At 42.9% G+C, this 23,429-nt stretch carries 20 protein-coding genes; 19 read left to right on the forward strand and 1 reads right to left on the reverse strand.

Annotated elements, in window-relative coordinates:
- Positions 1–12: 12 nt before the first annotated feature.
- The 4 genes from G610_RS0111330 to G610_RS0111345 all read left to right on the forward strand — a co-directional run bounded on the left by G610_RS0111330 (position 13) and on the right by G610_RS0111345 (position 7,047).
- Entirely contained in the window at positions 13–2,670 is a 2,658-nt protein-coding gene (locus G610_RS0111330; RefSeq protein WP_051197944.1) for an EAL domain-containing protein, read from the forward strand.
- 126 nt (positions 2,671–2,796) lie between these two features.
- On the forward strand, positions 2,797–4,458 hold the full coding sequence (locus G610_RS0111335; protein WP_026524889.1) for a glutamine--tRNA ligase/YqeY domain fusion protein: 1,662 nt from the start codon (positions 2,797–2,799) through the stop codon (positions 4,456–4,458).
- Positions 4,459–4,485: 27 nt separating this feature from the next.
- Complete coding sequence (locus tag G610_RS0111340; RefSeq protein ID WP_026524890.1) at positions 4,486–5,349, forward strand: DUF2225 domain-containing protein; 864 nt, start codon at positions 4,486–4,488, stop codon at positions 5,347–5,349.
- A gap of 273 nt (positions 5,350–5,622) precedes the next feature.
- Positions 5,623–7,047, forward strand: a complete 1,425-nt coding sequence (locus tag G610_RS0111345) for a GGDEF domain-containing protein (RefSeq protein ID WP_081667382.1) — start codon at positions 5,623–5,625, stop codon at positions 7,045–7,047.
- A 63-nt stretch (positions 7,048–7,110) separates the two neighbouring features.
- Here the strand turns inward: G610_RS0111345 and G610_RS22215 are convergent, their stop codons facing one another.
- On the reverse strand, positions 7,111–7,455 hold the full coding sequence (locus G610_RS22215; RefSeq protein WP_051197945.1) for a hypothetical protein: 345 nt from the start codon (positions 7,453–7,455) through the stop codon (positions 7,111–7,113).
- A gap of 165 nt (positions 7,456–7,620) precedes the next feature.
- Here G610_RS22215 and G610_RS22220 point away from each other — a divergent pair, with 165 nt between their 5' ends.
- The 15 genes from G610_RS22220 to G610_RS0111425 all read left to right on the forward strand — a co-directional run bounded on the left by G610_RS22220 (position 7,621) and on the right by G610_RS0111425 (position 23,342).
- Entirely contained in the window at positions 7,621–8,223 is a 603-nt protein-coding gene (locus tag G610_RS22220) for a TetR/AcrR family transcriptional regulator (protein WP_051197946.1), read from the forward strand.
- Between the two features lie 55 nt (positions 8,224–8,278).
- Complete coding sequence (locus G610_RS0111360) at positions 8,279–9,205, forward strand: carbohydrate kinase family protein (RefSeq protein WP_026524892.1); 927 nt, start codon at positions 8,279–8,281, stop codon at positions 9,203–9,205.
- 109 nt (positions 9,206–9,314) lie between these two features.
- Positions 9,315–10,850, forward strand: a complete 1,536-nt coding sequence (malQ, locus tag G610_RS0111365; protein WP_026524893.1) for a 4-alpha-glucanotransferase — start codon at positions 9,315–9,317, stop codon at positions 10,848–10,850.
- A complete protein-coding gene (locus G610_RS0111370; protein WP_026524894.1) occupies positions 10,843–11,886 on the forward strand; it encodes a LacI family DNA-binding transcriptional regulator in 1,044 nt (347 codons plus the stop codon). Before malQ ends, G610_RS0111370 begins: the two co-directional genes overlap by 8 nt.
- 10 nt (positions 11,887–11,896) lie before the next feature.
- Positions 11,897–13,468 carry an extracellular solute-binding protein gene (locus G610_RS0111375; protein WP_026524895.1) on the forward strand — a complete coding sequence of 524 codons (1,572 nt, stop codon included), beginning with the start codon at positions 11,897–11,899 and terminating at the stop codon, positions 13,466–13,468.
- Between the two features lie 23 nt (positions 13,469–13,491).
- Positions 13,492–14,043, forward strand: a complete 552-nt coding sequence (locus G610_RS0111380) for a DJ-1 family glyoxalase III (protein WP_026524896.1) — start codon at positions 13,492–13,494, stop codon at positions 14,041–14,043.
- A 20-nt stretch (positions 14,044–14,063) separates the two neighbouring features.
- Complete coding sequence (locus tag G610_RS0111385) at positions 14,064–14,597, forward strand: CYTH domain-containing protein (RefSeq protein ID WP_026524897.1); 534 nt, start codon at positions 14,064–14,066, stop codon at positions 14,595–14,597.
- Positions 14,598–14,774: 177 nt separating this feature from the next.
- A complete protein-coding gene (gene tig, locus G610_RS20635) occupies positions 14,775–16,223 on the forward strand; it encodes a trigger factor (protein WP_035797420.1) in 1,449 nt (482 codons plus the stop codon).
- Between the two features lie 122 nt (positions 16,224–16,345).
- Entirely contained in the window at positions 16,346–16,951 is a 606-nt protein-coding gene (gene clpP / locus G610_RS0111395) for an ATP-dependent Clp endopeptidase proteolytic subunit ClpP (RefSeq protein WP_026524898.1), read from the forward strand.
- A gap of 1 nt (position 16,952) precedes the next feature.
- Positions 16,953–18,227 carry an ATP-dependent Clp protease ATP-binding subunit ClpX gene (clpX, locus tag G610_RS0111400; RefSeq protein ID WP_026524899.1) on the forward strand — a complete coding sequence of 425 codons (1,275 nt, stop codon included), beginning with the start codon at positions 16,953–16,955 and terminating at the stop codon, positions 18,225–18,227.
- Positions 18,228–18,297: 70 nt separating this feature from the next.
- Positions 18,298–18,915 (forward strand): ribosome biogenesis GTP-binding protein YihA/YsxC, encoded by a 618-nt coding sequence (gene yihA, locus G610_RS0111405; protein WP_026524900.1) that lies wholly within the window; start codon positions 18,298–18,300, stop codon positions 18,913–18,915.
- A gap of 30 nt (positions 18,916–18,945) precedes the next feature.
- Complete coding sequence (locus G610_RS0111410) at positions 18,946–19,551, forward strand: HdeD family acid-resistance protein (protein ID WP_026524901.1); 606 nt, start codon at positions 18,946–18,948, stop codon at positions 19,549–19,551.
- 188 nt (positions 19,552–19,739) lie between these two features.
- Entirely contained in the window at positions 19,740–22,337 is a 2,598-nt protein-coding gene (clpB, locus tag G610_RS0111415) for an ATP-dependent chaperone ClpB (protein WP_026524902.1), read from the forward strand.
- Complete coding sequence (locus G610_RS0111420) at positions 22,337–22,519, forward strand: DUF4250 domain-containing protein (protein WP_026524903.1); 183 nt, start codon at positions 22,337–22,339, stop codon at positions 22,517–22,519. Before clpB ends, G610_RS0111420 begins: the two co-directional genes overlap by 1 nt.
- Positions 22,520–22,670: 151 nt before the next feature.
- Positions 22,671–23,342, forward strand: coding sequence for a leucine-rich repeat domain-containing protein (locus tag G610_RS0111425; RefSeq protein ID WP_026524904.1), 672 nt, complete (start codon positions 22,671–22,673; stop codon positions 23,340–23,342).
- Positions 23,343–23,429 lie beyond the last annotated feature (87 nt).

Genomic DNA, 23,429 nt, shown 5'->3' on the forward strand with positions numbered 1-23,429 from the left:
GAGGCGGGTTTTTTGGAACGAGAAGGCCATAAAAACTCAGCAAATTCAATAAAGATACGGGATAAAGAACTCCGGAGATGGCAGGATGCCTTTACATCCATAGCAGGAGTCTATTTATGCTGTTTGGATATGTCAGGAGAGAAGATCTCCGATTTTTCAGGGAGCCCGCTCGAGGTTTCCACAATAAAAAAAGCTGTTGATGATATTCATATCAGAAACATTTTTCAGAGAGTAACCGAAGGTGATTTGGAGGATCAGGCCGTTGAGCGCACACTGATCCCCAATCTTCGGATTGCTGCTGTTGCTGCCAAGGTCGAAGGCAAGGCAAGATTAGTATGGATTATCTGCGCCGTACTCAAGGATATTGAGTACGAGCCGGATCTGTACGACATTGAGCCCGTAAGCGATTTCCCCCACATGATAACTGAAAAGGAATTTTACAATACTCTTGATTTTGTCAGGATTACTTCTGTTGCCATGGTTCGGGCGAAAAAGACAGAGGATGAGGCAGCAGCTTCTACAGCAGAGAATTTCAAGAGATCAGAGGATTTCAAGGTTTCCTTCCATCGCGCTGAGATAATGACGGAGATAGTATCCCTCCTTGACAGTGATGATGAGATTGAATCCGTAATGCTGCAGATCCTGCAGAAAATCTGTGAATACCTCGATATCAGCAATGCTTTTATCGCAAGGATGCATCAGGAAGATCACCTGATGGATGCCATAGTCCAGTGGAAGACTGAAGGCGCATACAACGTCTTCGAAGAGACCGATGATCTGGACAGATGCTGGTTCATCGGAAGCTCACAGATGGTTGCTGTATCAGGCAGTACCACTATGAATGCCGGTGAGAGGGAACAGCTTGAGGACCTTGGAATATATGCCGTTGTGGCAGTTCCAATTGTAATAGCAGAACAGATTCCTTTCTATGCATGCTTTGCAGAGACCAGAGAGAATAGAGAGTGGATCGTAAATGATATCAAGTTCATAAATGATTCCATCAAGATCCTGCAGAATATCATTACCAAGAGAATTCAGAGGAACTCCATTGCCAGCTCCTTTAATTCTTTAGAGGCAGTACTTGATAACGTGGGAAGTGCAATCTATGTAAGATGTATGAAGACTGATGAGCTGCTTTTTGCAAACAGAAGTCTTAAGAAGCATTTTGCAAAAGAGCTTCAGAAGAACACACTTAAGGATCTTTTTGAAGCAAACATTCCGCCGAGAAGTCACAGCGGCAATTATGAGATTTACTACGAAGCAAAAGACAGATGGTTTGATCTTTATTACACCAGGATTAAGTGGGTTGACGGAAGGCTTGTTTCCCTCTGCGCAATCTATGAGATCACTGAGAAAAAGATATATCAAAAGAGAATAGAGCAGCAGGCTTATACCGATTTCCTCACAGGTCTTTACAACAGACTTTGCTGTGAGAGAGATCTTGTTACCTATGTGGAGCAGGCTAAGACAAACAATACCAAGGGTATGCTTATGTACCTTGACCTTGATGATTTCAAGAAGATAAACGACGGTCTTGGGCATCAATACGGCGATGTGCTTTTGCAGGATATTTCCGCTGCCATAAAGTCTATCGATGGCGTACAGAATTCCTGCTACAGAATGGGCGGAGATGAGTTTGTCATCATCGTTCCTCCGGAAAGCTACGACAGAGTCGACAGTATTCTTGAGGAGATAAAGAGAGCCTTTGCGACACCCTGGTATCTGAAGGATGGCGATTATTACTGCACTATGAGTATGGGTATCGTTGAATTCCCTACTGCAGGAGATACGGTTGAGGAACTTATCCGCAAATCCGATATCGCCATGTATGAAGCCAAGAAGTCAGGTAAAAACAGAATATCACAGTATTCTGAGAGTATAGATGCATCCACCATCCGCAGACTTGATATGGAAAAAGCCATGTATAAGGCTGTGGAGGACAGCTGCAATGAGTTCGAGGTTTATTATCAGCCTATTTTGCAGATAGATGACAAGGATCAGATTGTGGCAGCGGAAGCGTTTGTCAGATGGGACAGCAGAAGCCTTGGTTCAGTAAGCCCCGCAGAGTTTTTGTCTCTTGCAGAGTACCTTGGACTTATCAATCCTATAGGAGAGTATGTCCTTAGAAAAGCCACCAAGCAGTGCGGCAGATGGAGCAAGAAGCTTAAGCGCAAGATGAAGATCCATGTAAATATGTCCGTTGTGCAGCTGATGCAGCCGGATATTGCAGCCAAGATCGGAGAAGCTCTTGAAGAAGCAGGCATAGGTCCTGATCAGCTGATTCTCGATGTGGGCGAAGCTCTTACTATGAACAACACAGAGCGTACAAAGGGTGCCATTGAGAAGATAAGCGAGATGGGAGTTATGCTCTCTCTTGATGATTTCGGAACAGGTTACAGTTCCTTAAGCGGACTTAGGGCATATCCATTTGCCGTTGTTAAGATCGACAGGACCATAACAAGTGAGCTTGGAAAAGAAAGCTATGCAGTATCTCTTGTTCAGTCACTTATGGACCTTTCAGGAGCCATTAATGCAGATGTCTGCGTAGAGGGTATTGAGAAAAAGCAGCAGCTTAACATTCTTAAGGACTTAAATGTTCCTCTTGCGCAGGGACAGTATTTCTCACAGCCTCTTGATGCAGCTGAATTTGAGAAGAAGTATATCAAGTGAATGCCGGCCTTTTTGCTATGATGTACAAAAGGCTTGCATTGTGTGGTAAAATAATATAAGCGGCGAAGACTCACTATAAGGCTTCGCTGTTTCGAATTAAAGTTTATTAGATTGGAATTACAGAAAATGTCAGAAGAATCAAGAAATTTTATTGAGCAGGAGATTGACAAGGATTTAAAGGAGGGCGTTTACGACCACGTTGTCACAAGATTTCCGCCTGAGCCGAATGGGTTTTTACATATCGGACACGCTAAGAGCATACTTTTAAACTATGGTCTTGCAAAAGAATATAACGGCAAATTCAACATGAGATTTGACGATACCAACCCCACCAAGGAGAAGTCCGAATTCATGGACGCTATCATCGAGGATGTTAACTGGCTTGGGGCTGATTATGAGGACAGACTTTTCCATGCATCAGATTATTTCGACAAGATGTATGAGAATGCAGTTAAGCTTATTAAGAAGGGCAAGGCTTATGTTTCAGAGCTCACAGCTGAAGAGATGCGTGAGTACAGAGGAACACTTACAGAGCCCGGCAAGAACGATCCTAACAGAGACAGAAGTGTAGAAGAGAACCTTCGTCTTTTTGAAGAAATGAAAAACGGCAGCGTAGAAGACGGAGCCATGACACTTAGAGCAAAGATCGATATGGCATCACCTAACATCAACATGCGTGATCCTATCATCTACAGAGTTGCTCACATGACACATGCTCGTACAGGCGATAAGTGGTGTATTTATCCCATGTATGATTTCGCACATCCCATTGAGGATGCAGAAGAGGGAATTACACATTCCATCTGCACACTTGAGTTTGAAGATCACAGACCGCTTTATGACTGGGTCAAGATCGAGTGTGAATATGAGAATCCTCCGCGTCAGATCGAGTTTGCAAAGCTCTATCTTCAGAACGTGGTTACAGGTAAGAGATACATCAAGAAGCTGGTTGAGGACGGCATAGTTGACGGATGGGATGATCCCAGACTTGTTTCTATAGCTGCTCTTAGACGCCGCGGCTTTACTCCTGAATCAATCCAGAAGTTCGTTGAGCTTTGTGGTGTAAGTAAGGCTAACTCAACAGCTGATTATGCAATGCTTGAGTATTGTATCAGAGAGGATCTTAAGCCCAAGGCAAAGAGAATGATGGCTATTCTTGATCCGGTTAAGCTTATCATCGACAACTATCCGGAAGGACAGATCGAGATGCTTCCCATCGAGAACAACAAGGAAGCACCGGAGCTTGGAAGCAGAGAGATTCCTTTTGGAAAAGAGCTTTGGATTGAGCGTGAAGACTTCATGGAGGAGCCTCCGAAGAAGTACTTCAGACTGTTCCCCGGCAACGAGGTTCGTCTCATGAACGCTTACTTCGTAACCTGCACAGGCTGTGTGAAGGATGCTGATGGCAATGTGACAGAGATCCACTGCACATACGATCCCGAGACCAAGGGCGGAGACAGCCCCGATGGCAGAAAGGTGAAGGGAACAATTCACTGGGTATCAGCAAAGGAGTGCGGCGAAGCAACAGTAAGACTTTATGAGAACATTATTGATGAGGAAAAGGGCGTTTATAACGAAGACGGTTCACTTAACTTAAACCCCAATTCCATCACAGTTATTGAGAATGCTAAGCTGGAGCCCGAGCTTATGGAAGCTAAGGCTTATGATAAATTCCAGTTTGTGAGAAACGGATTCTTCTGTGTAGACAGCAAGGATTCCAAAGATGGAGCGCCGGTATTTAACCGCATCGTTTCATTAAAGAGTTCGTTTGTATTACCGAAGGCATAAAATACTATTTTCTTGTGAGGTGGCAAAATGGGATTTTTAGATGGACTTAAGAAATTCGGACTTGGAGCGCTTGAAGATGAAGAGCTTTACGAGGATCCTAAAAAGAAGGCGGTAAAAAAGGAAGAGCCTAAAAAGCAAGCCCTGCCTTTAAATGAGGAGACACTTCTTTTTGATAAGAAGTACACATGTCCTATTTGTGATTCTCAATTTGATTCGAAGACTGTCAGATCCGGTAAAGTACGTGTTAAGAGCCAGGATGTGGATCTTAGGAATACCTACAATGAGATTGATCCCAGCAAGTACGATATAGTTACCTGCCCTAACTGCGGATATTCCACACTTGCCAAGTACTATGGCAATCTGACCAAGTTCCAGATTGATGAGATCAAGGGTAAGATCAGTGCCAACTTTAAAAAGCATGAATTTGGCAAGGTGACCTACACCTATGAAGAAGCAAGAATGCGATATGAACTCGCCATTGCTACTGCTATGGTTAAAAAGTCCAAGAATTCCGAGAAGGCTTATCTGTGTCTTAAGATGGCATGGCTTATCCGTGGTGAGAATGAGCACATGGATCCGGCTACAGAGGGCTATGAAGAGAAGCAGAAGGCCAATAAGGCTGAAGAGCTTGATCTTCTTAAGAAGGCTCTTGATGGCTTCGTAATTGCAAGACAGAGCGAGACTCCGCCAATCGCAGGAATGGATGAGCTTACACTCGATTATCTCATGGCTGCCATTGGTCTTGAGGTCAAGGATTATGACATGGCCAATAAGATGGTAGGAAATATCATCCTTTCAAGAACAGCTAACTCCCGTCTTAAGGAGAAGGCAAAGGACCTTAAAGAAAAGATCGCAGAGGATATGAAGAACAATCCTCCGGCACAGGCATAAAACATAGAAAAGACCGGGATTATATCATTAAGTTAACCTTGGCCCGGACAACAAAAAGAATCCAAGAGGATGTCGGAATTCCGATATCCTCTTTTTGCGATTCAGACATTAGTTTAATGCTGTAACCCCAGTCCTGGTAAGCAATAGAGACTTTACATTTTTTACTTTTTTTTAATTTTTATCCATGTAAAATAATGAGATAATTATAGTAGCAGTTGCCTATTTTGACTGGCAAAGGGATTGTCATAGGGAGTTAGCAGTCGAGGGTATTTTATGAAGCGGATTTTGAAAAAATACATGAGCCTCAAATACCGCATACCATCTATCATTATATTGAGCCTTCTGATATTAGGCTCATCGATAATCGGTATTTCATATAAGAGATACGAAGAAATTAACGTGGAGAAGCACGTTAAGATGGCACAAGGCATAACTATGCTTATGGCTGAGAACTTTGATGCCCAGAAGATAGATTATTATATGGAGAATAATTATTCCTTAGACGAGTATAAAGATCTTATTGAGCATTATAAGCTCATTATGGATAGCTACCTTGATGTAAAACACATATACATATATAAGTTTTTCAAGGATAAAGAAGATGGTCCGTTAAACGGTCGTGTGATCGTGGATATGATTGAGACAGGCGAGGACAGTATGCTCTATGGATCTAGCGCCACGGTTGGAAATACTTATTTAGCAGGCGAAGAGACCGCCGCTGTCTATGACCGAATGATTTCCGGTCAGGAATGTGTATTTGAAAAGAATCGGATAGGCGAGCGGGAAGTGACGTTCCTTGCGTATATCAAGCCGATAATGGACAGCGAAGGTAATTATATGTGCAGTATGGGTGTTGATTTCTCTCTCAATGAGCTGTACGGAAAAGGAATCCAGTTTATTATTGAGCTGTTGGTGGTAATAACGGTTGTAATACTTGCTGTTATCATAGGTGTAAATATCCTGCTCTCTGTAATTCTGTTCAGACCCCTTGAAAAGATGACAAGCTGTATCCAGTCCTTTAAGTTTGATACAGACAAAGACAGGTTCGATAACTTAAATGGATTCGAATCACTGAACATTCATCTGAATAATGAGATAGATGAGCTGTATAACGCTTTGCTTCTTTCGCTTAAGGACAGTGCTTATTATGTGTCCAACTTCAACAGGGCCAAGAATGAGATAGAAGAAATAAGCGAAACGGCCTACAAGGACGCCCTGACTTCCGTTGGCAGTAAAACGGCCTACAATGGCGCTATAGCTAAGTTGCAGGAAGATGTTGATAAGAAAAAGCTGTTTTGTTTTGGCTTCGTGATGATTGACGTGAATAATCTTAAGTATGTGAATGATACTTATGGCCACAAGCTGGGCGATGAATATATAAAGGGGTGTTGTAGTATTGTATGCAACGCTTTCAAGAGATCGCCGGTATTTCGAATTGGCGGGGATGAATTTGTTGTCATTCTAAAGGATGCTGATTATGATACCAGGATGGAACTTGTAGATGATATGGAGGAGGCTTTCACAGCTGCTTACAGCAATAAGGAAGTAGAACCGTACTACAGGTACTCGGCTTCTTATGGACATGCAATCTTTGATCCATTACTTGACAAGTCAGTTGAGGAAGTACTAAAAAGAGCTGACCAGCGGATGTACGAATATAAGAAAGAGTTCAAAAGAGTTAACGGAAGTTACAGATGACTATAAAAAGACCCGCGGGATCAAGATAATCCTGCGGGTCATAAAAATCTCATATTTGGTAAATCAAAGAGCGCCGTCCATCTTCTTGAGATCATTTATATCATCGTCTTCATCATCGAAGAACTCTTCTGTTTTAACGGGCTCGCTATCTTCAGAATCATCATCTTCGTCTGCAAGATCCTCTTCAGCAGCTGAAGAATTGAGGCTTACATAGTGACGTCCGATGGAACTCTTAGGCTCCTCATCATCAAGATCCTCTTCATCAAATTCCTCAAAATCATCGAAGTCATCATCAAAATCTGAATCCTTCTGTGTAAGATAATAATAAACACCTGCAGCGGCAGCGCCTGCAGCAGCTGCAAAAAGAACTATTTTTCCAAAATGCTTAGACATATATTCTCCCTTCATAATGTAGCCCTGCTTGGATTTGTAAAAAATACAACAGAACATAAATTGATTTTAATACAAATTGTCAGATAAGAAAAGCACCTGAGATTAAATCGTTGAAAAAAATGCCAGAAAATGCTATATTTAAATGGACTAAGCCGGTCAATCACAGGAGATCCTTTTTCAATGAACGAAAAGTTTTTTGACTTAAAGAAAGAAAAACAGGACCGAATCATCAATGCGGCGCTTAAGGCTTTTGCCTTGGGTGGATATATGCATGCGAGCACTGATGATATAGTGAGAATGGCCGGAATTAGTAAGGGGTTAATTTTTCATTATTTCGAAACCAAGCTGGGGTTATATCAATTCGTCTACGATTACAGCACTCGTGTAATTAATATTGAGATCAACACGGGTATTTCCAAGGATGAGACAGACTTTTTTTCAATTAGGGAGGAAATAGAGAAGGTACTTGCAACTTGTATGAAGCAGTATCCTTACATTCAGCTGTTTTTATACAGTGCAGCCAGAGAAGATACTCCCGAAGCTGCAACAGCCATACTCCCTGCAAGAGAGGCTTATGAGGCGAATATCAGAAACATCCTGGACAGAGGCGATATAACAAGATTTAAGCAGAGTGCCAACTATGAGCTGGTTGAGAATATAGTGAGCATGACCAAGGAAGGAGTGCTGAAAGGCAGGTTTAGGGAGGGCGATTTCAGAGCGGATGATTACCTTGCGGAAGTCATCAGATATCTGGAAATGCTAAGAGTTTTGACATACGACTGATTACCGAAGAAGCGTCAATTAGCCGGATTTTTCCGGAACAATAAGGAGGCACAAAATGGGTAAATTTGTGGTTGCAGGTATCACACAGGTTGAAACGATTGTCAGAGTGGACAAGGTTCCGATAACTTACGCTCCGTTAACTACCGAGGTCAATTCCATTTACACTGGTCTTGGAGGAGATGCTTACAATGAATCCCTTGCACTCAGATGGCTTGGAGATGAAGTTGAATTCATGTCCATCATAGGCCGTGACAGGTCTGTAGAGGAGCTTAATCCGCCCGGAAACAAGATTCATTTATCAACGAATTACGTTGTACAGATGATGGAAGAGACTCCTAACTGTGTCATCCTTTATGATAAGGACAGACAGAAGCAGATATTTGAGGACATCAAGGATCTGCGTGATAAGGTATATGATATGTCCATGTTTGCTCCGCTTGCAGGATGGGCTGACATGATGGTTCTTGCAAATGCTAACTTCTGCAGACCTTTTGCTGTGGCAGCTGCCGAGCATGGCAAGAAGCTTGCTGTCAATATTCGTAATTTCTGCAGAGAGAAGGAGAAGTACAACAGGGAGTTCCTTGATGCAGCTTCTATCCTTTATTTTTCAGACGATCAGCTTGAAGAGGATCCTTATGATTTCATAAGAGGAATCAGTAAGACCTACGGAACAGAGATCATCATCATGGGCCGCGGCTCAAAGGGTGTTATCCTGTTCGATAAAAAAGGTGAATTCATCGCTGATTATAAGACAGTTAAAACTAATGAGATCGTTAATACTGTCGGCGCAGGTAATGCGTTGTTTGCATGTTTCCTTCACTACTATCAGGAGACAGGCGATTCTGTAAATGCTATTAAGAATGCGCTTCTGTTCTCATCCTACAAGATTGGTTATATGGGAACATCCAAAGGTTTCATGACAACAGAGCAGATGGAGCAGTGGAGAAATCTGATCTGGGGTATTCGCGACAACGGACTATAAAAAGATGCTGTCATCATGGGCAGGTGGCAATTTAAAGAGCGTCTTCGTAGTTTTCGCGTGCTAATTTTTGGTAATACTAAATTTACATATATAAGAAGGACAAAATGAAATGGCAAAGAAAGTAAAGAACACAAGAAAATGCGGCGTGCTTATGCCCATTTTCAGCCTTCCGTCAAAGTACGGGATCGGCACATTTTCCAAGGAAGCATACGAGTATGTAGATTTCCTTGCAGACGCAGGTCAGAGTTACTGGCAGCTTCTGCCTCTTGGACCTACAAGCTACGGAGATTCTCCGTATCAGTCATTCTCAACCTATGCAGGCAATCCCTATTTTGTGGATCTTGAGAAGCTCGTCGAGGAGGGCTATCTTAAGGCTGCAGATCTTGAGAAGGTTAATTTTGGAACAGATCCTGAGCACGTTGATTATGAGCGTCTTTTCAAGAACCGTTATGTTGTTTTGGAGACAGCTTATGTGAACAGCGGTCTTTCAGAAAACAGTAAGAAAAAACCAAAGGCAGAGCTTAAGAAAGAGTTCGATGCTTTTGTTAAGGAGAACGCAGACTGGTTAGAGGATTATGCTCTTTATATGTCCCTTAAGATGCGCTACGACGGTCTTAGCTGGGTTGAGTGGCCAGAGGGAATTCGCCTCAGGAAAAAGAAGGATCTTGATGAAGCAAAGAAGAAATATGCTGATAAGATAGGTCTTCACAAGTTCATCCAGTTCCTGTTCATGAAGCAGTGGTTTGAGCTTAAGACTTATGCTAACAGCAAGGGAATAGACATTATCGGTGACATCCCGATCTATGTGGCATTTGACTCCGCAGATACATGGGCAAATCCTAAGCTTTTCCAGCTGGATAAGAAAAATCTTCCGATAGCGGTTGCAGGATGCCCGCCCGATGCTTTTTCAAGAACAGGTCAGCTCTGGGGTAATCCGCTCTATAAGTGGGACTATCACGAAGAGACAGGCTTTAAGTGGTGGATTTCAAGAATCCGCGGCTGCTACAAGCTCTACGACGTTATCAGAATCGATCATTTCAGAGGTTTTGATGAGTATTATTCAATTCCTTACGGTGATCCCACAGCTGAGAACGGTGAGTGGGTAAAGGGACCCGGCTATAAACTTTTTGAAGTGATGAAGAAGGAACTTGGTAATATCAGAGTCATCGCTGAGGATCTTGGATACCTCACACCTTCCGTAATTGCCCTTGTTAAAAAGACCGGATTCCCCGGAATGAAGATTCTTCAATTTGCATTTGATGCAAGGGAAGAGAGCGATTATCTGCCTCACAACTATGTGAAGAACAGTATCGTATATACAGGAACTCATGATAACGACACAACACTTGGATGGTACAAGACTATTCCGAGAACAGATAAGGCTTTTGCAAAGAAGTATCTGAACCTTAAGTCAAACAAGAATGTGACCTGGGAATTCATCAGAGCTACTTTCATGAGCGTATCAGATACAGCCATTATCCCTATGCAGGATTATCTTGAACTTGGAAGCGAAGCAAGAATCAACACTCCTTCCACTCTTGGTAAAAACTGGACATGGCGCATGAAGAGTGATGCTCTTTCACCCGAGCTAGCCGAGAAGATGAAGGATATGGCAAAGACCTACGGAAGATGTGCAAATGTCTAAGATTACTATAGTTGATGTTGCGAGACTGTCAGGCGTCGGCGTCAGTACAGTCTCCCGCGTCATCAACGGGCATGTGGATGTAAGTGCCAAAACAAGAGAGAAAGTCCTTTCAGTTATAAAGGAAACAGGATATGTTCCAAATGACAGTGCCAGAAACCTGAAGCGTACAGATGCAAAGTGTATCGGCGTTGTCATTAAAGGAATAACCAATCCTTTTTTCACACCTATGATCGATATCCTTGAAAAGGAGATAGACAGGCAGAATTATGCTCTTGTCCTTCGACATGCAGGCGCTGAAGAGGACGAAGCAGACGTAGCTCTTGAGCTTGAAAATGAAAAGCGACTAAGGGGAATTATTTTCCTTGGAGGCGGCACGGAGCAGTCAAGGCAAAAGCTGCAGGAACTTAAAGTTCCCGCAGTTTTCTCTACGATAGGCGCTACTCTCCTTGAAGAAAATTCCACAGCAGAATATTCTACGGTTTCTGTTGATGACAGACTTGAAGCAAGACATATAACTCAATATCTTATGAATCTTGGGCACACCAATATAGCCATAATAACCGAGGCTATGGGAAGGCGCTCTGTCGGACACCTTCGTCTGGAAGGATATCGTGATGCTTTTGTCATGAGGAAGATTCCTGTTGATGAAGGGAATATTTTTTATGTGGATCAGACCATGGAGCATTTCTCAGTGGAGAATGGCTATAGAACCACCCAGAGAATTATTGAGTCGGGAAAAGATATATCAGCAATTTTCTGCGTGACAGATCTTTTGGCAATAGGTGCCATGAGAGCAATAGCGGATGCGGGACTAAGAGTTCCCGAAGATATCAGTGTTTGCGGTTTTGATGGAATGGAGATAGGAAGATATTCCAATCCCAGACTTACGACCATAAGCCAGCCACTGGATCAGATTTCCAGGGAGACGGTTAAGCTTCTGTTTGACATTATTGAGTCCAGGAGCAGTCACAGACATATCGTTTTTCCGGGAGAGTTATTTATAGGCGAATCGACAATCAAGCATTTCGTAGAATAATGAGGCTTTTATGAGGGGAAGCTACATTAAGAAAATCATCAGTGTTTTATTGGCGGCAGTACTTGTAGTGTCGTGCGTGGGCTGCGGCCTTTTTGGCGGCGAAGATACCTTCGATCCCAATGAAGCCAATACTAACTACATTACCTGCATGGTCTGGGACCGCGGAGATATGGCTGAGGGCGTAGGTTATGATGACAATGCGCTGGCAGTATGGATAAGGGAACAGGTTTTAAAAGAAACCGGAGTCGAGGTTCATTTTACCGCCATAAAAAGAGAAAATACCAATGAAACTGTTCAGGAAATGATCGATGAAGGAACTGCACCTGACATAGTTTTTTCTTACTCCAAATCTCTTTTTGGAAAACTGGCAGGCATGGGACAGATATCCGACCTGACAGAGGCTTATAAGAATTATGGCAAGGACATTTCGAAGAACATCGGTGAACTGCAGAAGATGGGACAGTACAATGACCTGCAGGCAGCCATCGTAAAGCACAGAGGCTTTGTGATGCCAAGGCATGTGGCATATGTCAGAAGAGACTGGTGTGAAGCTCTTGGAATGAATGAGCCTACTAATAAGGAAGAGCTTGAGAAATACCTCTACGCCGTGAAAGAAAAGAATCCCGGCGGAGTGGATGACGTTATACCCTGGGCTATGGGCGGTACGGTTAACTCAGAGAAGGCCTACAACAGTTTTGTTGGATCATTTATCGAAGAGCTAAGTCCCAGGGACTCATATCTTTACTCGGAAAGATTTTTGGTTCTTACAGATGAAGCAAATATAGGACTTAAGGAGCTTAACAGGTACTACAAAGATGGGCTTATAAGTCTGGATTTTGCTGCGGATAAAGATAATGAAAAATACATTGAGGATATAAGGAGCGGCAGGGTTGGATTTTTCGTGGATGATAACACTGCACCCTTCAGTCTTTTTGCTGAACTGAATAAGAATGAAGGTCATATCTGCTTTGATCCTGTTATGTGTTTTGATCTTCCGAATGGCGGATACAGGAATGTCTGTGAGCCTTCAACCGGACTTTATATCATGGTTCCAAACAGAAGTAAGGACAAGGTAGATGCGGTAATGAAGTACCTCAATTGGCTTGCGGTTACTGAGAATGCTGTGAATGTTGCATTTACGCCGGATCATACACTTACGGATGAGGGTGCACCGAGGGATTTATCAGGCGATGAGCTTAATGAAAATAAATATCCCGGAACACCAATTGACTACAGTATTGTTAATAATCTGTTTTTTGAAAATGACAGGGAAAAACAGGTTTCGACCTGGGCTTACGGGTCCGATTGGGCAGACAGGGAGTGGTTTGAGAAATTCTATGATGTATGTACCGCGGACAATTACTTTTTCCTGACAAGTAATGTATTTCTGGAGCCTGAGGCCGATTATCAGACAAATATTGATAAGATGCTGGTTGAATACGCATATAATCTGATATGCTGTAATCCCTTGGATTTTGATGGTGAAAGGGTCTACGAGGAAGCAAAGCTCATGGATAATGGACTTGGACAGATTCTGGATGAGAGAGCTGCATATTTTGATAATGGAATGATTAAATACTAGATATTTTAAGGGAGGACAAAATTATGGCAAACATAGCAATTTTTCTTGCAAACGGATTCGAGGAAATAGAGGCTCTTACTGTGGTTGACCTCTGCAGAAGAGCGGGCCTTACTATAGATATGGTATCTGTAACGGATTCACTTCAGGTTACAGGTTCCCATGGAATCGAAGTGAAGGCTGATAAGGTTATAGATGACCTTGATTTTGATGCAATGGATATGCTGGTTCTTCCCGGAGGAATGCCCGGAACAACTAATCTTGAGAATACAGAAAAGCTTATGGAGAATATCTGTGCCTTTGACAGCAAGGGTAAATTCATAAGTGCTATCTGCGCAGCTCCGGGAGTGTTCGGAAGAGCAGGACTCCTTCAGGGCAAAAAAGCCTGCGTTTTCCCGGGACTTGAGGGCGAGCTTAAGGGTGCCGATGTTCAGATGAGCGAGACCACGGTAGACGGTCACATACTTACCAGCAGAGGCATGGGTACAGCCATGGCTTTCGGACTTGCAATCGTAGAGCGCTTCTGCGGCAAGGAAACTGCAGATGAGCTTGGCAAAAAGGTTGTATATAAACTCTGATCTCTTGATGAGGATATGTAATGGGCGTTGAGATAGAGAGAAAATTCACGGTTAAGGAGCTCCCGAAGGATCTTGAGCAGTATCCGGTTCATATTATTGAGCAGGGGTATCTGAGCGTTGTTCCCGCAATAAGGGTCAGACGTGAGGATGAGCGCTTCTATATGACCTACAAAAGTCATAAGGATTTTGGTAAGGCTGACGGCGGGTCCTCCGTGTCAGGGGATATAGGGAAGACAGAATATAACCTACCTCTTGATAAAGATTCTTACGAGCATCTGGTGGCAAAAGCAGACGGAAATGTTATTTCAAAAAAGAGATATATTATTCCTATTAATAAAGATGCTTTTGATTCATCGGATGATAAGCTTCAGAAGGTAATGGATTCCCTCAAGATAGAACTTGATGTGTTTGAAGGGAAGTTCGAGGGACGAATCCTTGCAGAAGTAGAGTTTCCTGATGAGGAGACGGCAGCAGCCTACAAGCCGGCAGACTGGTTTGATGAGGATGTCACGGGAGATGTGAGATACAGTAATGCTCACATGAGTACCGAGTAAATCAGGTAAAAAATTAGTTGTGGAAATTGATACCGACCTATGTTATAATCGTTAGGCGATTGTGCCTAATGATTTTGGCATAGGTCGTTTTACATAGATAAAAACAGCACAATAAGAGTTGTGTAAATATTTTTATGTTTTAGTTCAGATATGTATTTATAGGAGGAAGTAAACTTAATGAGCGTATCAGTAGAAAAGCTCGAGAAGAGCATGGCTAAGCTTACAATCGAAGTTGCAGCAGCTGACTTTGATAAAGCAATCGACAAAGTTTTCAACAAGCAGAAGTCTAAGATCCAGATCCCTGGATTCCGTAAGGGTAAGGCTCCCCGTCATATGATCGAGCGTATGTACGGCAAGGAGATTTTCTTCGAGGATGCAGCTAATGAGCTGATCAACCAGGAATATCCCAAGGCAGTTGATGAGTGCGGCGAGGACGTTGTTTCCAATCCTGATATCGATGTTACACAGATCGAGGCAGGCAAGCCTTTCATCTTCACAGCTACAGTAGCACTTAAGCCTGAGGTTAAGCTTGGTAAGTACAAGGGCGTATCTGTTGAGAAGGCAGACCTTGATGTTACTGAGGACGAGATCAATGCTGAGATCGACCAGGAGAGAAGCAGAAATGCAAGAACAATCGAGGTTACAGATCGTAAGGTTCAGAACGATGATATCGTAACTCTTGATTTCGAGGGATTTGTTGACGGTGTTGCATTCGAAGGCGGCAAGGGCACAGATTATCCTCTTACAATCGGTTCAGGTTCATTCATTCCCGGTTTTGAGGAGCAGCTCGTTGGATTTGAAATCGGTCAGGAAGGCGACGTTAACGTTAAGTTCCCTGAGGATTATCATTCAGAGGATCTTGCAGGTAAGGACGCTACATTCAAGTGCACAGTTAAGAGCATCAAGGTAAGAGAGCTTCCTGAGCTTAATGATGAGTTTGCAAGCGATGTTTCTGAGTTTGAGACAGTTGCGGAGTATAAAGAAGACGTTAAGAAGAAGCTTACAGAGCGTAAAGAGGCTGAGGCTAAGGCTAAGAAGGAAGATCAGGCTGTTAAGGCTGTAATCGAGGATTCTGAGATGGAGCTTCCTGAGAAGATGATCGAGACTCAGCAGCGTCAGATCGTTAACGATTTCGCTCAGAGACTTCAGTATCAGGGCATGGATATGAATCAGTATATGCAGTACACAGGCAATACTGTTGACCAGCTCCTTGAGCAGGTTAAGCCCCAGGCTGTTGAGCGCATCCAGTCAAGACTTGTTCTTGAGGCAGTTGCAGCAGCTGAGAAGCTTGAAGCTACTGAGGAAGAAGTTGATGAAGAGCTTAAGAAGATGGCTGATCAGTACAAGATGGAGATTGAGAAGCTTAAGGAGCTCATGGGCGAGCGTGAGATCAAGACTCTTAAGGATGACCTTGCAGTTCAGAAGGCAGCTAAGTTCCTTGTAGACAATGCAAAGGAGTCAGCTGCTAAGAAGACAACAAAGAAGGCAGCAGCTAAGAAGGACGATGATGAAGCTGAGGAGAAGCCGAAGCGCACACGTAAGACTGCAGCTAAGAAGGACGACGAGACAGCAGAGGAGAAGCCGAAGCGTACTCGTAAGACAACAAAGAAGGCAGATGAGGAATAATGTTTCCTTTAAGAGGACCCGGTACAGATGTGCCGGGTCTTTTGCGTGGTTGCTAAATAAACTCTTTGTGGGTATAATAGTGTAGTATATTTATAAATAAAATTAAAAAGGGAGCAATGAATATGAGTTTAATACCTTATGTCATAGAACAGACGAGCCGCGGTGAGCGCTCATACGATATTTATTCAAGACTTTTAAAGGAGAGAATTGTATTCCTGGGTGAGGAAGTTAATTCTGTTTCCGCAAGTGTTGTTGTGGCACAGCTTCTTTTCCTTGAGGCTGAGGACCCCAGCAAGGACATTCACATGTACATCAACAGCCCCGGTGGTGAGATCACATCCGGTATGGCTATCTACGATACAATGCATTATATCAAGTGCGATGTTAGCACAATCTGTATCGGTATGGCTGCAAGCATGGGCGCATTCCTTCTTGCAGGCGGTGCTAAGGGCAAGCGTATGGCTCTTCCCAATGCAGAGATCATGATCCATCAGCCCCTTGGCGGAGCTCAGGGTCAGGCTACTGAGATTGAGATTGCTGCTAAGCACATCATCCGTACAAAAGAGAAGTTAAACACACTTCTTGCTGAGAATACAGGCAAGCCCTATGAGCAGATTGCTCAGGATACAGAGCGTGACAACTGGCTTTCAGCTCAGGAAGCGCTCGACTATGGTCTTATCGATTCAATCGTAGAGTCAAGACCTAAGGATAAGGAAGAGGATAAGTAATATGGCATCAAAGAACAATGGAGAAATTCGCTGCTCTTTTTGCAATAAGACACAGAATCAGGTGAAGAAGCTTATTGCAGGACCTGCAGGAGTTTATATCTGTGATGAGTGTGTAGACATCTGCGCAGACATCATAGAGGAGGAGTTTGAGGATGAGCCTATAGCTCATGATGATAGTGATATCAACCTTCTCAAACCCGTAGAGATCAAGAACTTTTTGGATGAATATGTAATCGGACAGGATGAAGCTAAGAAGGTTTTATCTGTTTCAGTTTACAACCACTACAAGAGAGTACTTGCACCTAAGGCACACAATGTAGATGATGAGGTTGAGCTTCAGAAGAGTAACATCATCATGGTTGGTCCTACAGGTTCAGGTAAGACATATCTGGCGCAGACCCTTGCCAAGATAATTAATGTTCCTTTTGCAATAGCTGATGCAACCACTCTTACAGAGGCAGGTTATGTGGGTGAGGACGTTGAGAATATCCTTCTTAAGCTCATTCAGGCAGCTGATTATGATGTAGAGAGAGCTCAGTACGGTATCGTTTATATCGATGAGATAGACAAAATCACCAAGAAGAGCGAGAACGTATCAATCACAAGAGATGTATCAGGTGAAGGTGTACAGCAGGCACTGCTTAAGATCATCGAGGGCACAACTGCAAGTGTTCCGCCTCAGGGTGGACGTAAGCATCCTCATCAGGAGCTTATTCAGATTGATACATCCAATATTCTTTTCATTTGCGGCGGAGCTTTTGACGGCCTTGATAAGATTGTTGAAGCAAGACTTGACCGCAACTCAATCGGATTTAACGCTGAGATCGCTGACAAGAGTGAGCGTGAGATCGGCGAGGTGCTTAAAGAGGTAACTCCTCAGGATCTTACCAAGTTTGGTCTTATCCCTGAGTTCGTAGGTCGTGTTCCGATCTGTGTAACTCTTGAAGGACTTAACAAGGAAGCACTTGTAAGAATCCTCACTGAGCCCAAGAATGCGCTGGTTAAGCAGTATCAGAAGCTGTTTGATTTTGATAATGTAAGACTTACATTTGAAGGCGATGCAGTTGAGAAGATTGCAGAGCTTGCACATGAGAGAAAGACAGGTGCAAGAGGACTTCGTTCCATCATGGAGAAGGCTATGATGGATGTTATGTATGAGATTCCTTCCGATGACAATATCTCGGAATGTGTCGTTACAGAGGAGTCTGTATCGGGTACAGCTCAGCCCCTTATCGTTTACAAGGATGAGGTTAAGAGACTTAAACCTGCAAAATAAATTAAGAGGAAAAACTATAGGCAGAGGTGCATAGCATCCCTGCCTTAAGTCATTATTTACTGAGGTATATATGGTAATTAAGAAAGTAAATCTTGAAACAGTAATAGGAATCACAAGTAAGCTTCCCCAGAATGATAAGCCGGAGTTCGCATTTGCAGGCAAAAGTAATGTGGGTAAGTCATCACTTATCAATGGCTTGATGAATCGTAAGCATTATGCCAGAGTCAGCCAGGAGCCCGGAAAGACTCAGACCATAAACTATTACAACATAAACGATGAGTTTTATCTTGTGGATCTTCCGGGATACGGCTTTGCCAAGGTACCGGAATCTGTAAAGAAACAGTGGGGCAAAATGATAGAGAATTATCTTCATAAGTCCCGCATGCTTAAGCAGATTTTTCTGCTTATAGATATAAGACATGATCCTTCTGCCAATGATAAGATGATGTATGACTGGATTGTGGATTCAGGTCTTACACCTATCATTATTGCAACTAAATCCGACAAGCTAAAAAAGAGTCAGATAGAAACTCATATAAATGCCATAAAGAATGTCCTTGGTATGCCTGAGGATGGTCTTGTTCTTCCTTTCTCTGCACAGAGTAAAGCAGGAAGAGAAGAAATATATGAGGTTATGGAAAGCATCCTCAGTGAAGACGAAGACACTGAGGAGGCGGAAGATTTATAAAAAATAAAAATCATATTTAGGGGGCAGGGTATGGAATTTTTTGTAAAGCTTAAAACCAATTTTCTTGTTGATGCAATTGCACTTATAGTGCTTGGAGTAGTTCTTATTTTTCTTCCGGGAGCAAGTCTTACGCTCCTGACTAAGGTTATTGGCGGAGTTGTTTTAGCAGCGGGAGTGCTCTCGATAATCGGAAGCCTCGTGTCAAAAAATCAGAATGTTTTAACAAAGAACAGTTCTATTGGTTTTGGCATAGTAATTGCCGTTGTTGGAATCTGGATTTTCATCAATCCTCACTTTTTCGAGGCTATCATTCCTGTAATCGCAGGAGTTATCATGCTGTTCAGCGGACTTATGAATCTTGGTGAGTCCCTTAGTCTTGCGCGAAATCACTATGGTAACTGGTGGTTTGCGCTTATTCTCGCCATTCTTACAGTGGGTGCAGGGGCATTCCTTCTGTTTAATCCTTTAAAATCAATGGCTTATATTGTACAGATCATCGGTGCATCTTTCCTCTACAACGGAGTTTCCAATCTGTGGATCGTATCAAGAGTTCATAAGGTGGACAAGGTAAATCGCAAAGAGATTGTGGATGTAGAGAGCAAAGTTGTTGACTCCGCAGAGAAAAAAGAAAGCTGAAATGATGAGCTTCGCGATGCTGATTGAAATCTGCTGCAGCAAGGTACTGCGGCGGTTTCTGGCGCATCGCGTTTTTATTTTGGTGTTGTTTTTTGAATAGTTGACATTACGAAATATGTATGTTATACATGATATAGAACAGATAAAACAAAGCGCAGAATGTGCGCTTTTTATCAGAGGTGATCGTTATGAAGATAGATAGATTTACACAGAAATCAGTGGAAGCAATCCAGAATATGGAGAAGGTAGCTCTTGATTATGGCAATCAGGAGATAGAGCAGGAGCATCTGCTTTACAGTTTGATGACGATTGAGGACAGCATTATCCCTAAGCTTCTTGAGAAGATGGGAGTTGATAATGATGTTTTCTTAAATCGTGTGGATGATGCTCTTAAAAAGCGCACCAAGGTTCAGGGCGGAAGAACCTATGTGGGGGCTGATCTTAATAAGGTTCTTATTAAGAGTGAAGATGAGATGAAGGCTATGGGGGATGAGTATGTTTCTGTTGAGCATATTCTTCTTGCCATGATCAAATATCCCAACAGAGAGATTAAGTCCATACTTCAGTCCTTTGGCATCGACAGAGGAAGATTCCTTCAGGCTCTTTCTGAGGTTAGAGGTAATCAGAAGGTGGTTTCCGATAACCCGGAAGCAACCTATGACACTCTTGAAAAATACGGTACGGAGCTTGTTGCAAAGGCAAAGGCTCAGAAGCTAGAACCCGTAATAGGACGAGATTCTGAGATTAGGAATGTTGTTAGAATCCTTTCCAGAAAGACAAAGAACAACCCTGTACTTATTGGTGAGCCGGGTGTTGGTAAAACAGCAGTTGTGGAGGCTCTTGCACAGAGAATCGCTGCAGGAGATGTTCCACAGGCTCTTGCGGATAAAAAGATTTTTTCTCTTGATATGGGTGCCCTTGTTGCAGGTGCAAAGTACAGAGGTGAATTCGAGGAACGTCTTAAGGCTGTATTACAGGATGTAAAAGAGTCAGATGGTGAGATCATTCTTTTCATAGATGAGCTTCATACCATTGTGGGAGCGGGCAAAACTGACGGCGCTCTCGATGCAGGCAATATGCTTAAGCCTATGCTTGCAAGAGGTGAGCTTCACTGCATAGGTGCCACAACCCTAAATGAGTACAGACAGTATATTGAGAAGGATGCAGCTCTTGAGAGACGTTTCCAGCCTGTAATGGTGTCTGAGCCTACGGTTGAAGATACTATAAGTATCCTCCGAGGACTTAAGGAGAGATACGAGGTTTACCATGGCGTAAAGATTATGGATTCTGCCCTTGTAAGCGCTGCTACCCTGAGTAACAGATATATTTCAGACAGATTCCTTCCCGATAAGGCAATTGATCTTGTGGATGAAGCCTGCGCTCTTGTGAAAACAGAGATGGACTCCATGCCTACAGAACTGGATGAACTTAACAGAAAGATCATGCAGATGCAGATAGAGGAGAAGGCGCTTCAGAAGGAGGATGATTCTCTTAGCAAGGAGAGACTAGCTAATCTGCAAAAAGAGCTGGCAGAGCTTAAGAATGATTTTGACAATCAGAAGGCTCGCTGGATGAATGAAAAAGAGACTGTAGACAAGCTTGCCATCATTCGTGAGAAAATCGAAAGTGCAAACAATGAGCTGCAGATTGCAAATAGAAATAATGATTTTGATAAGGCAAGTGAGCTTCAGTATGGAACGATTCCTGCTTTGAAAAAGGAACTGGAGATGGAGGAGCAGAAAGCTTCATCTAAGGAGCTGTCTCTTGTTCATGAGAATGTATCCGATGAGGAGATAGCCAGCATCATATCAAGATGGACCGGCATCCCTGTAGCAAAGCTTACAGAGAGTGAGAGAAATAAAACTCTTCACCTTGAGGATGAGCTGCATAAGAGAGTCATCGGACAGGATGAAGCTGTTACCAAGGTTGCAGAAGCTATCATGAGATCCAAGGCCGGTATCAAGGATCCCGGTAAGCCCATTGGTTCCTTTATGTTCCTTGGACCTACAGGTGTAGGTAAGACAGAGCTTGCAAAGAGTCTCGCAGCAGCACTTTTTGATGATGAGAATAATATCGTCAGAATCGATATGAGTGAGTACATGGAGAAATACAGCGTATCCAGACTGATCGGAGCACCGCCCGGATATGTAGGATACGAGGAAGGCGGTCAGCTTACAGAGGCTGTTCGTAGAAAGCCCTATGCTGTAGTCCTCTTTGATGAGGTTGAGAAGGCACATCCTGATGTTTTCAATGTGCTTCTTCAGATACTTGATGATGGACGTGTTACTGATTCCCAGGGAAGAACCGTTGATTTCAAGAACACCATCCTTATCATGACATCTAATATCGGTGCCCAGTACCTTCTTGATGGAATAAATGAGGATGGCACTATAAGCGCCGAGGCTGAGGAGGAAGTTTTTGATGACCTCCATGATCACTTCAGACCTGAGTTCTTAAACCGCCTTGATGAGATGATTCTCTTTAAGCCTCTTACAAGAGAGAATATTGGAGGAATCGTTAAGCTCATTGTGGCTGATCTTAACAGAAGACTTGAGGACAGAGAAATAAGTATCGCTCTTACTCCCGAGGCTGAAGAATTTGTTGCAGAGAATGCTTATGATGCCAATTATGGTGCAAGACCTGTTAAGAGATTTGTTCAGAAGTATGTTGAGACCTTATCTGCGAAGCTTATTCTTGAGGACAGAGTAGAGCCTCATGATACTATAGAAATCTATGTGGAAGGAGGAAGCCTTGCTGCTCGTCCGGTTAAGGCAAATGGTCGGTAATGATACCTAAGGACCCTGTTATGCTACTTAGCTATATAAATACCCAGCTTCGAGATAATTATAGTAATCTTGGCGCTCTTGCTGACGGACTTGATATCAGCGAGAGTGATCTTCAGGAAATAGTATCGAAGCTTGAAAACATAGGTTATAAGTACGATCCCCGGCAGAATAGTTTCAAATGATTTAAGTGAATTATTGCTATTGAGTAACAATTATTGCCATCCTAATGAATTTTCATACAATTAATCGTTTGCGAAACAATTTTTATGTTATAATCTAGAGGATTAGATTTTCCAACAACACAATTCAAAATCTGAAAGGAGATTATTATCTATGAAGGGGAAGAAACAATTAGGATTAATGCTTATGACTTTTGCTATCGCACTGGTTATGTGCTTTGGCGTAAAGCTGCAGGCTAAGGCTCAGCTCAACAAGGACGCTGAATTCTACAACACAGGTATCGGCAACGGTGAAGCAGCTCAGGTTGTAAAATACATTGTAACAAAGAAGTCATCAGCTAAAAGCTCTGAAGAGGCAGAAAGCAAGATTGGTGAGTGTAAGGTTGTAGGCGCTAAGAAGGGTGCAACTGCAATCATTATCCAGGCTTATCCGAAGGATGAAGATGGCTATGTATACCACACAGTTGGCATTTGCAACGGTGCTTTCAAGAACAATAAGAAGATTAAAACTGTACAGATCAACGCTGGTTTAGGATTCACAGATATTGCTCCGTCTGCTTTCAGTGGATGCACAAATCTTAAGAAAGTGGTAATTCAGGATCCTAATCTCAAGACAATCAAAGAGAGAGCATTCTACAACTGCAAGAAGCTTGAAAGTTTTGAAATTAAATCAAAGAAGCTCACAAAGAGCGGCGTTAAGTCTAATGCTTTCAAGAACGTAAAGAACGTTAAGGTATACGCTCCCAGCAAGAGTGTAGCTAAGAAGTATGCTACATGGTTCAAGAAGCGCGGTGCTAAGGCTACAAGCTTTGCAGCAATAGACTGATGTCTGATATGTAATTTCATATAAGCTAAAGATAACAATCCCCGAAAGAGTCGGAAATCATGGGATTTCCACTCCTTTCGGGGATTG

This window comes from Butyrivibrio sp. MB2005 (assembly GCF_000424285.1).
Classification (GTDB): Bacteria; Bacillota; Clostridia; order Lachnospirales; family Lachnospiraceae; genus Butyrivibrio.

Coding starts and splice junctions, on each gene's coding strand:
- G610_RS0111335 (WP_026524889.1), top strand. CDS start 2,797: ATGTCAGAAGAATCAAGAAATTTTATTGAGCAGGAGATTGACAAGGAT.
- G610_RS0111340 (WP_026524890.1), top strand. CDS start 4,486: ATGGGATTTTTAGATGGACTTAAGAAATTCGGACTTGGAGCGCTTGAA.
- G610_RS0111345 (WP_081667382.1), top strand. CDS start 5,623: ATGAAGCGGATTTTGAAAAAATACATGAGCCTCAAATACCGCATACCA.
- G610_RS22215 (WP_051197945.1), bottom strand. CDS start 7,455: ATGAAGGGAGAATATATGTCTAAGCATTTTGGAAAAATAGTTCTTTTT.
- G610_RS22220 (WP_051197946.1), top strand. CDS start 7,621: ATGAACGAAAAGTTTTTTGACTTAAAGAAAGAAAAACAGGACCGAATC.
- G610_RS0111360 (WP_026524892.1), top strand. CDS start 8,279: ATGGGTAAATTTGTGGTTGCAGGTATCACACAGGTTGAAACGATTGTC.
- malQ (WP_026524893.1), top strand. CDS start 9,315: ATGGCAAAGAAAGTAAAGAACACAAGAAAATGCGGCGTGCTTATGCCC.
- G610_RS0111370 (WP_026524894.1), top strand. CDS start 10,843: ATGTCTAAGATTACTATAGTTGATGTTGCGAGACTGTCAGGCGTCGGC.
- G610_RS0111375 (WP_026524895.1), top strand. CDS start 11,897: ATGAGGGGAAGCTACATTAAGAAAATCATCAGTGTTTTATTGGCGGCA.
- G610_RS0111380 (WP_026524896.1), top strand. CDS start 13,492: ATGGCAAACATAGCAATTTTTCTTGCAAACGGATTCGAGGAAATAGAG.
- G610_RS0111385 (WP_026524897.1), top strand. CDS start 14,064: ATGGGCGTTGAGATAGAGAGAAAATTCACGGTTAAGGAGCTCCCGAAG.
- tig (WP_035797420.1), top strand. CDS start 14,775: ATGAGCGTATCAGTAGAAAAGCTCGAGAAGAGCATGGCTAAGCTTACA.
- clpP (WP_026524898.1), top strand. CDS start 16,346: ATGAGTTTAATACCTTATGTCATAGAACAGACGAGCCGCGGTGAGCGC.
- clpX (WP_026524899.1), top strand. CDS start 16,953: ATGGCATCAAAGAACAATGGAGAAATTCGCTGCTCTTTTTGCAATAAG.
- yihA (WP_026524900.1), top strand. CDS start 18,298: ATGGTAATTAAGAAAGTAAATCTTGAAACAGTAATAGGAATCACAAGT.
- G610_RS0111410 (WP_026524901.1), top strand. CDS start 18,946: ATGGAATTTTTTGTAAAGCTTAAAACCAATTTTCTTGTTGATGCAATT.
- clpB (WP_026524902.1), top strand. CDS start 19,740: ATGAAGATAGATAGATTTACACAGAAATCAGTGGAAGCAATCCAGAAT.
- G610_RS0111420 (WP_026524903.1), top strand. CDS start 22,337: ATGATACCTAAGGACCCTGTTATGCTACTTAGCTATATAAATACCCAG.
- G610_RS0111425 (WP_026524904.1), top strand. CDS start 22,671: ATGAAGGGGAAGAAACAATTAGGATTAATGCTTATGACTTTTGCTATC.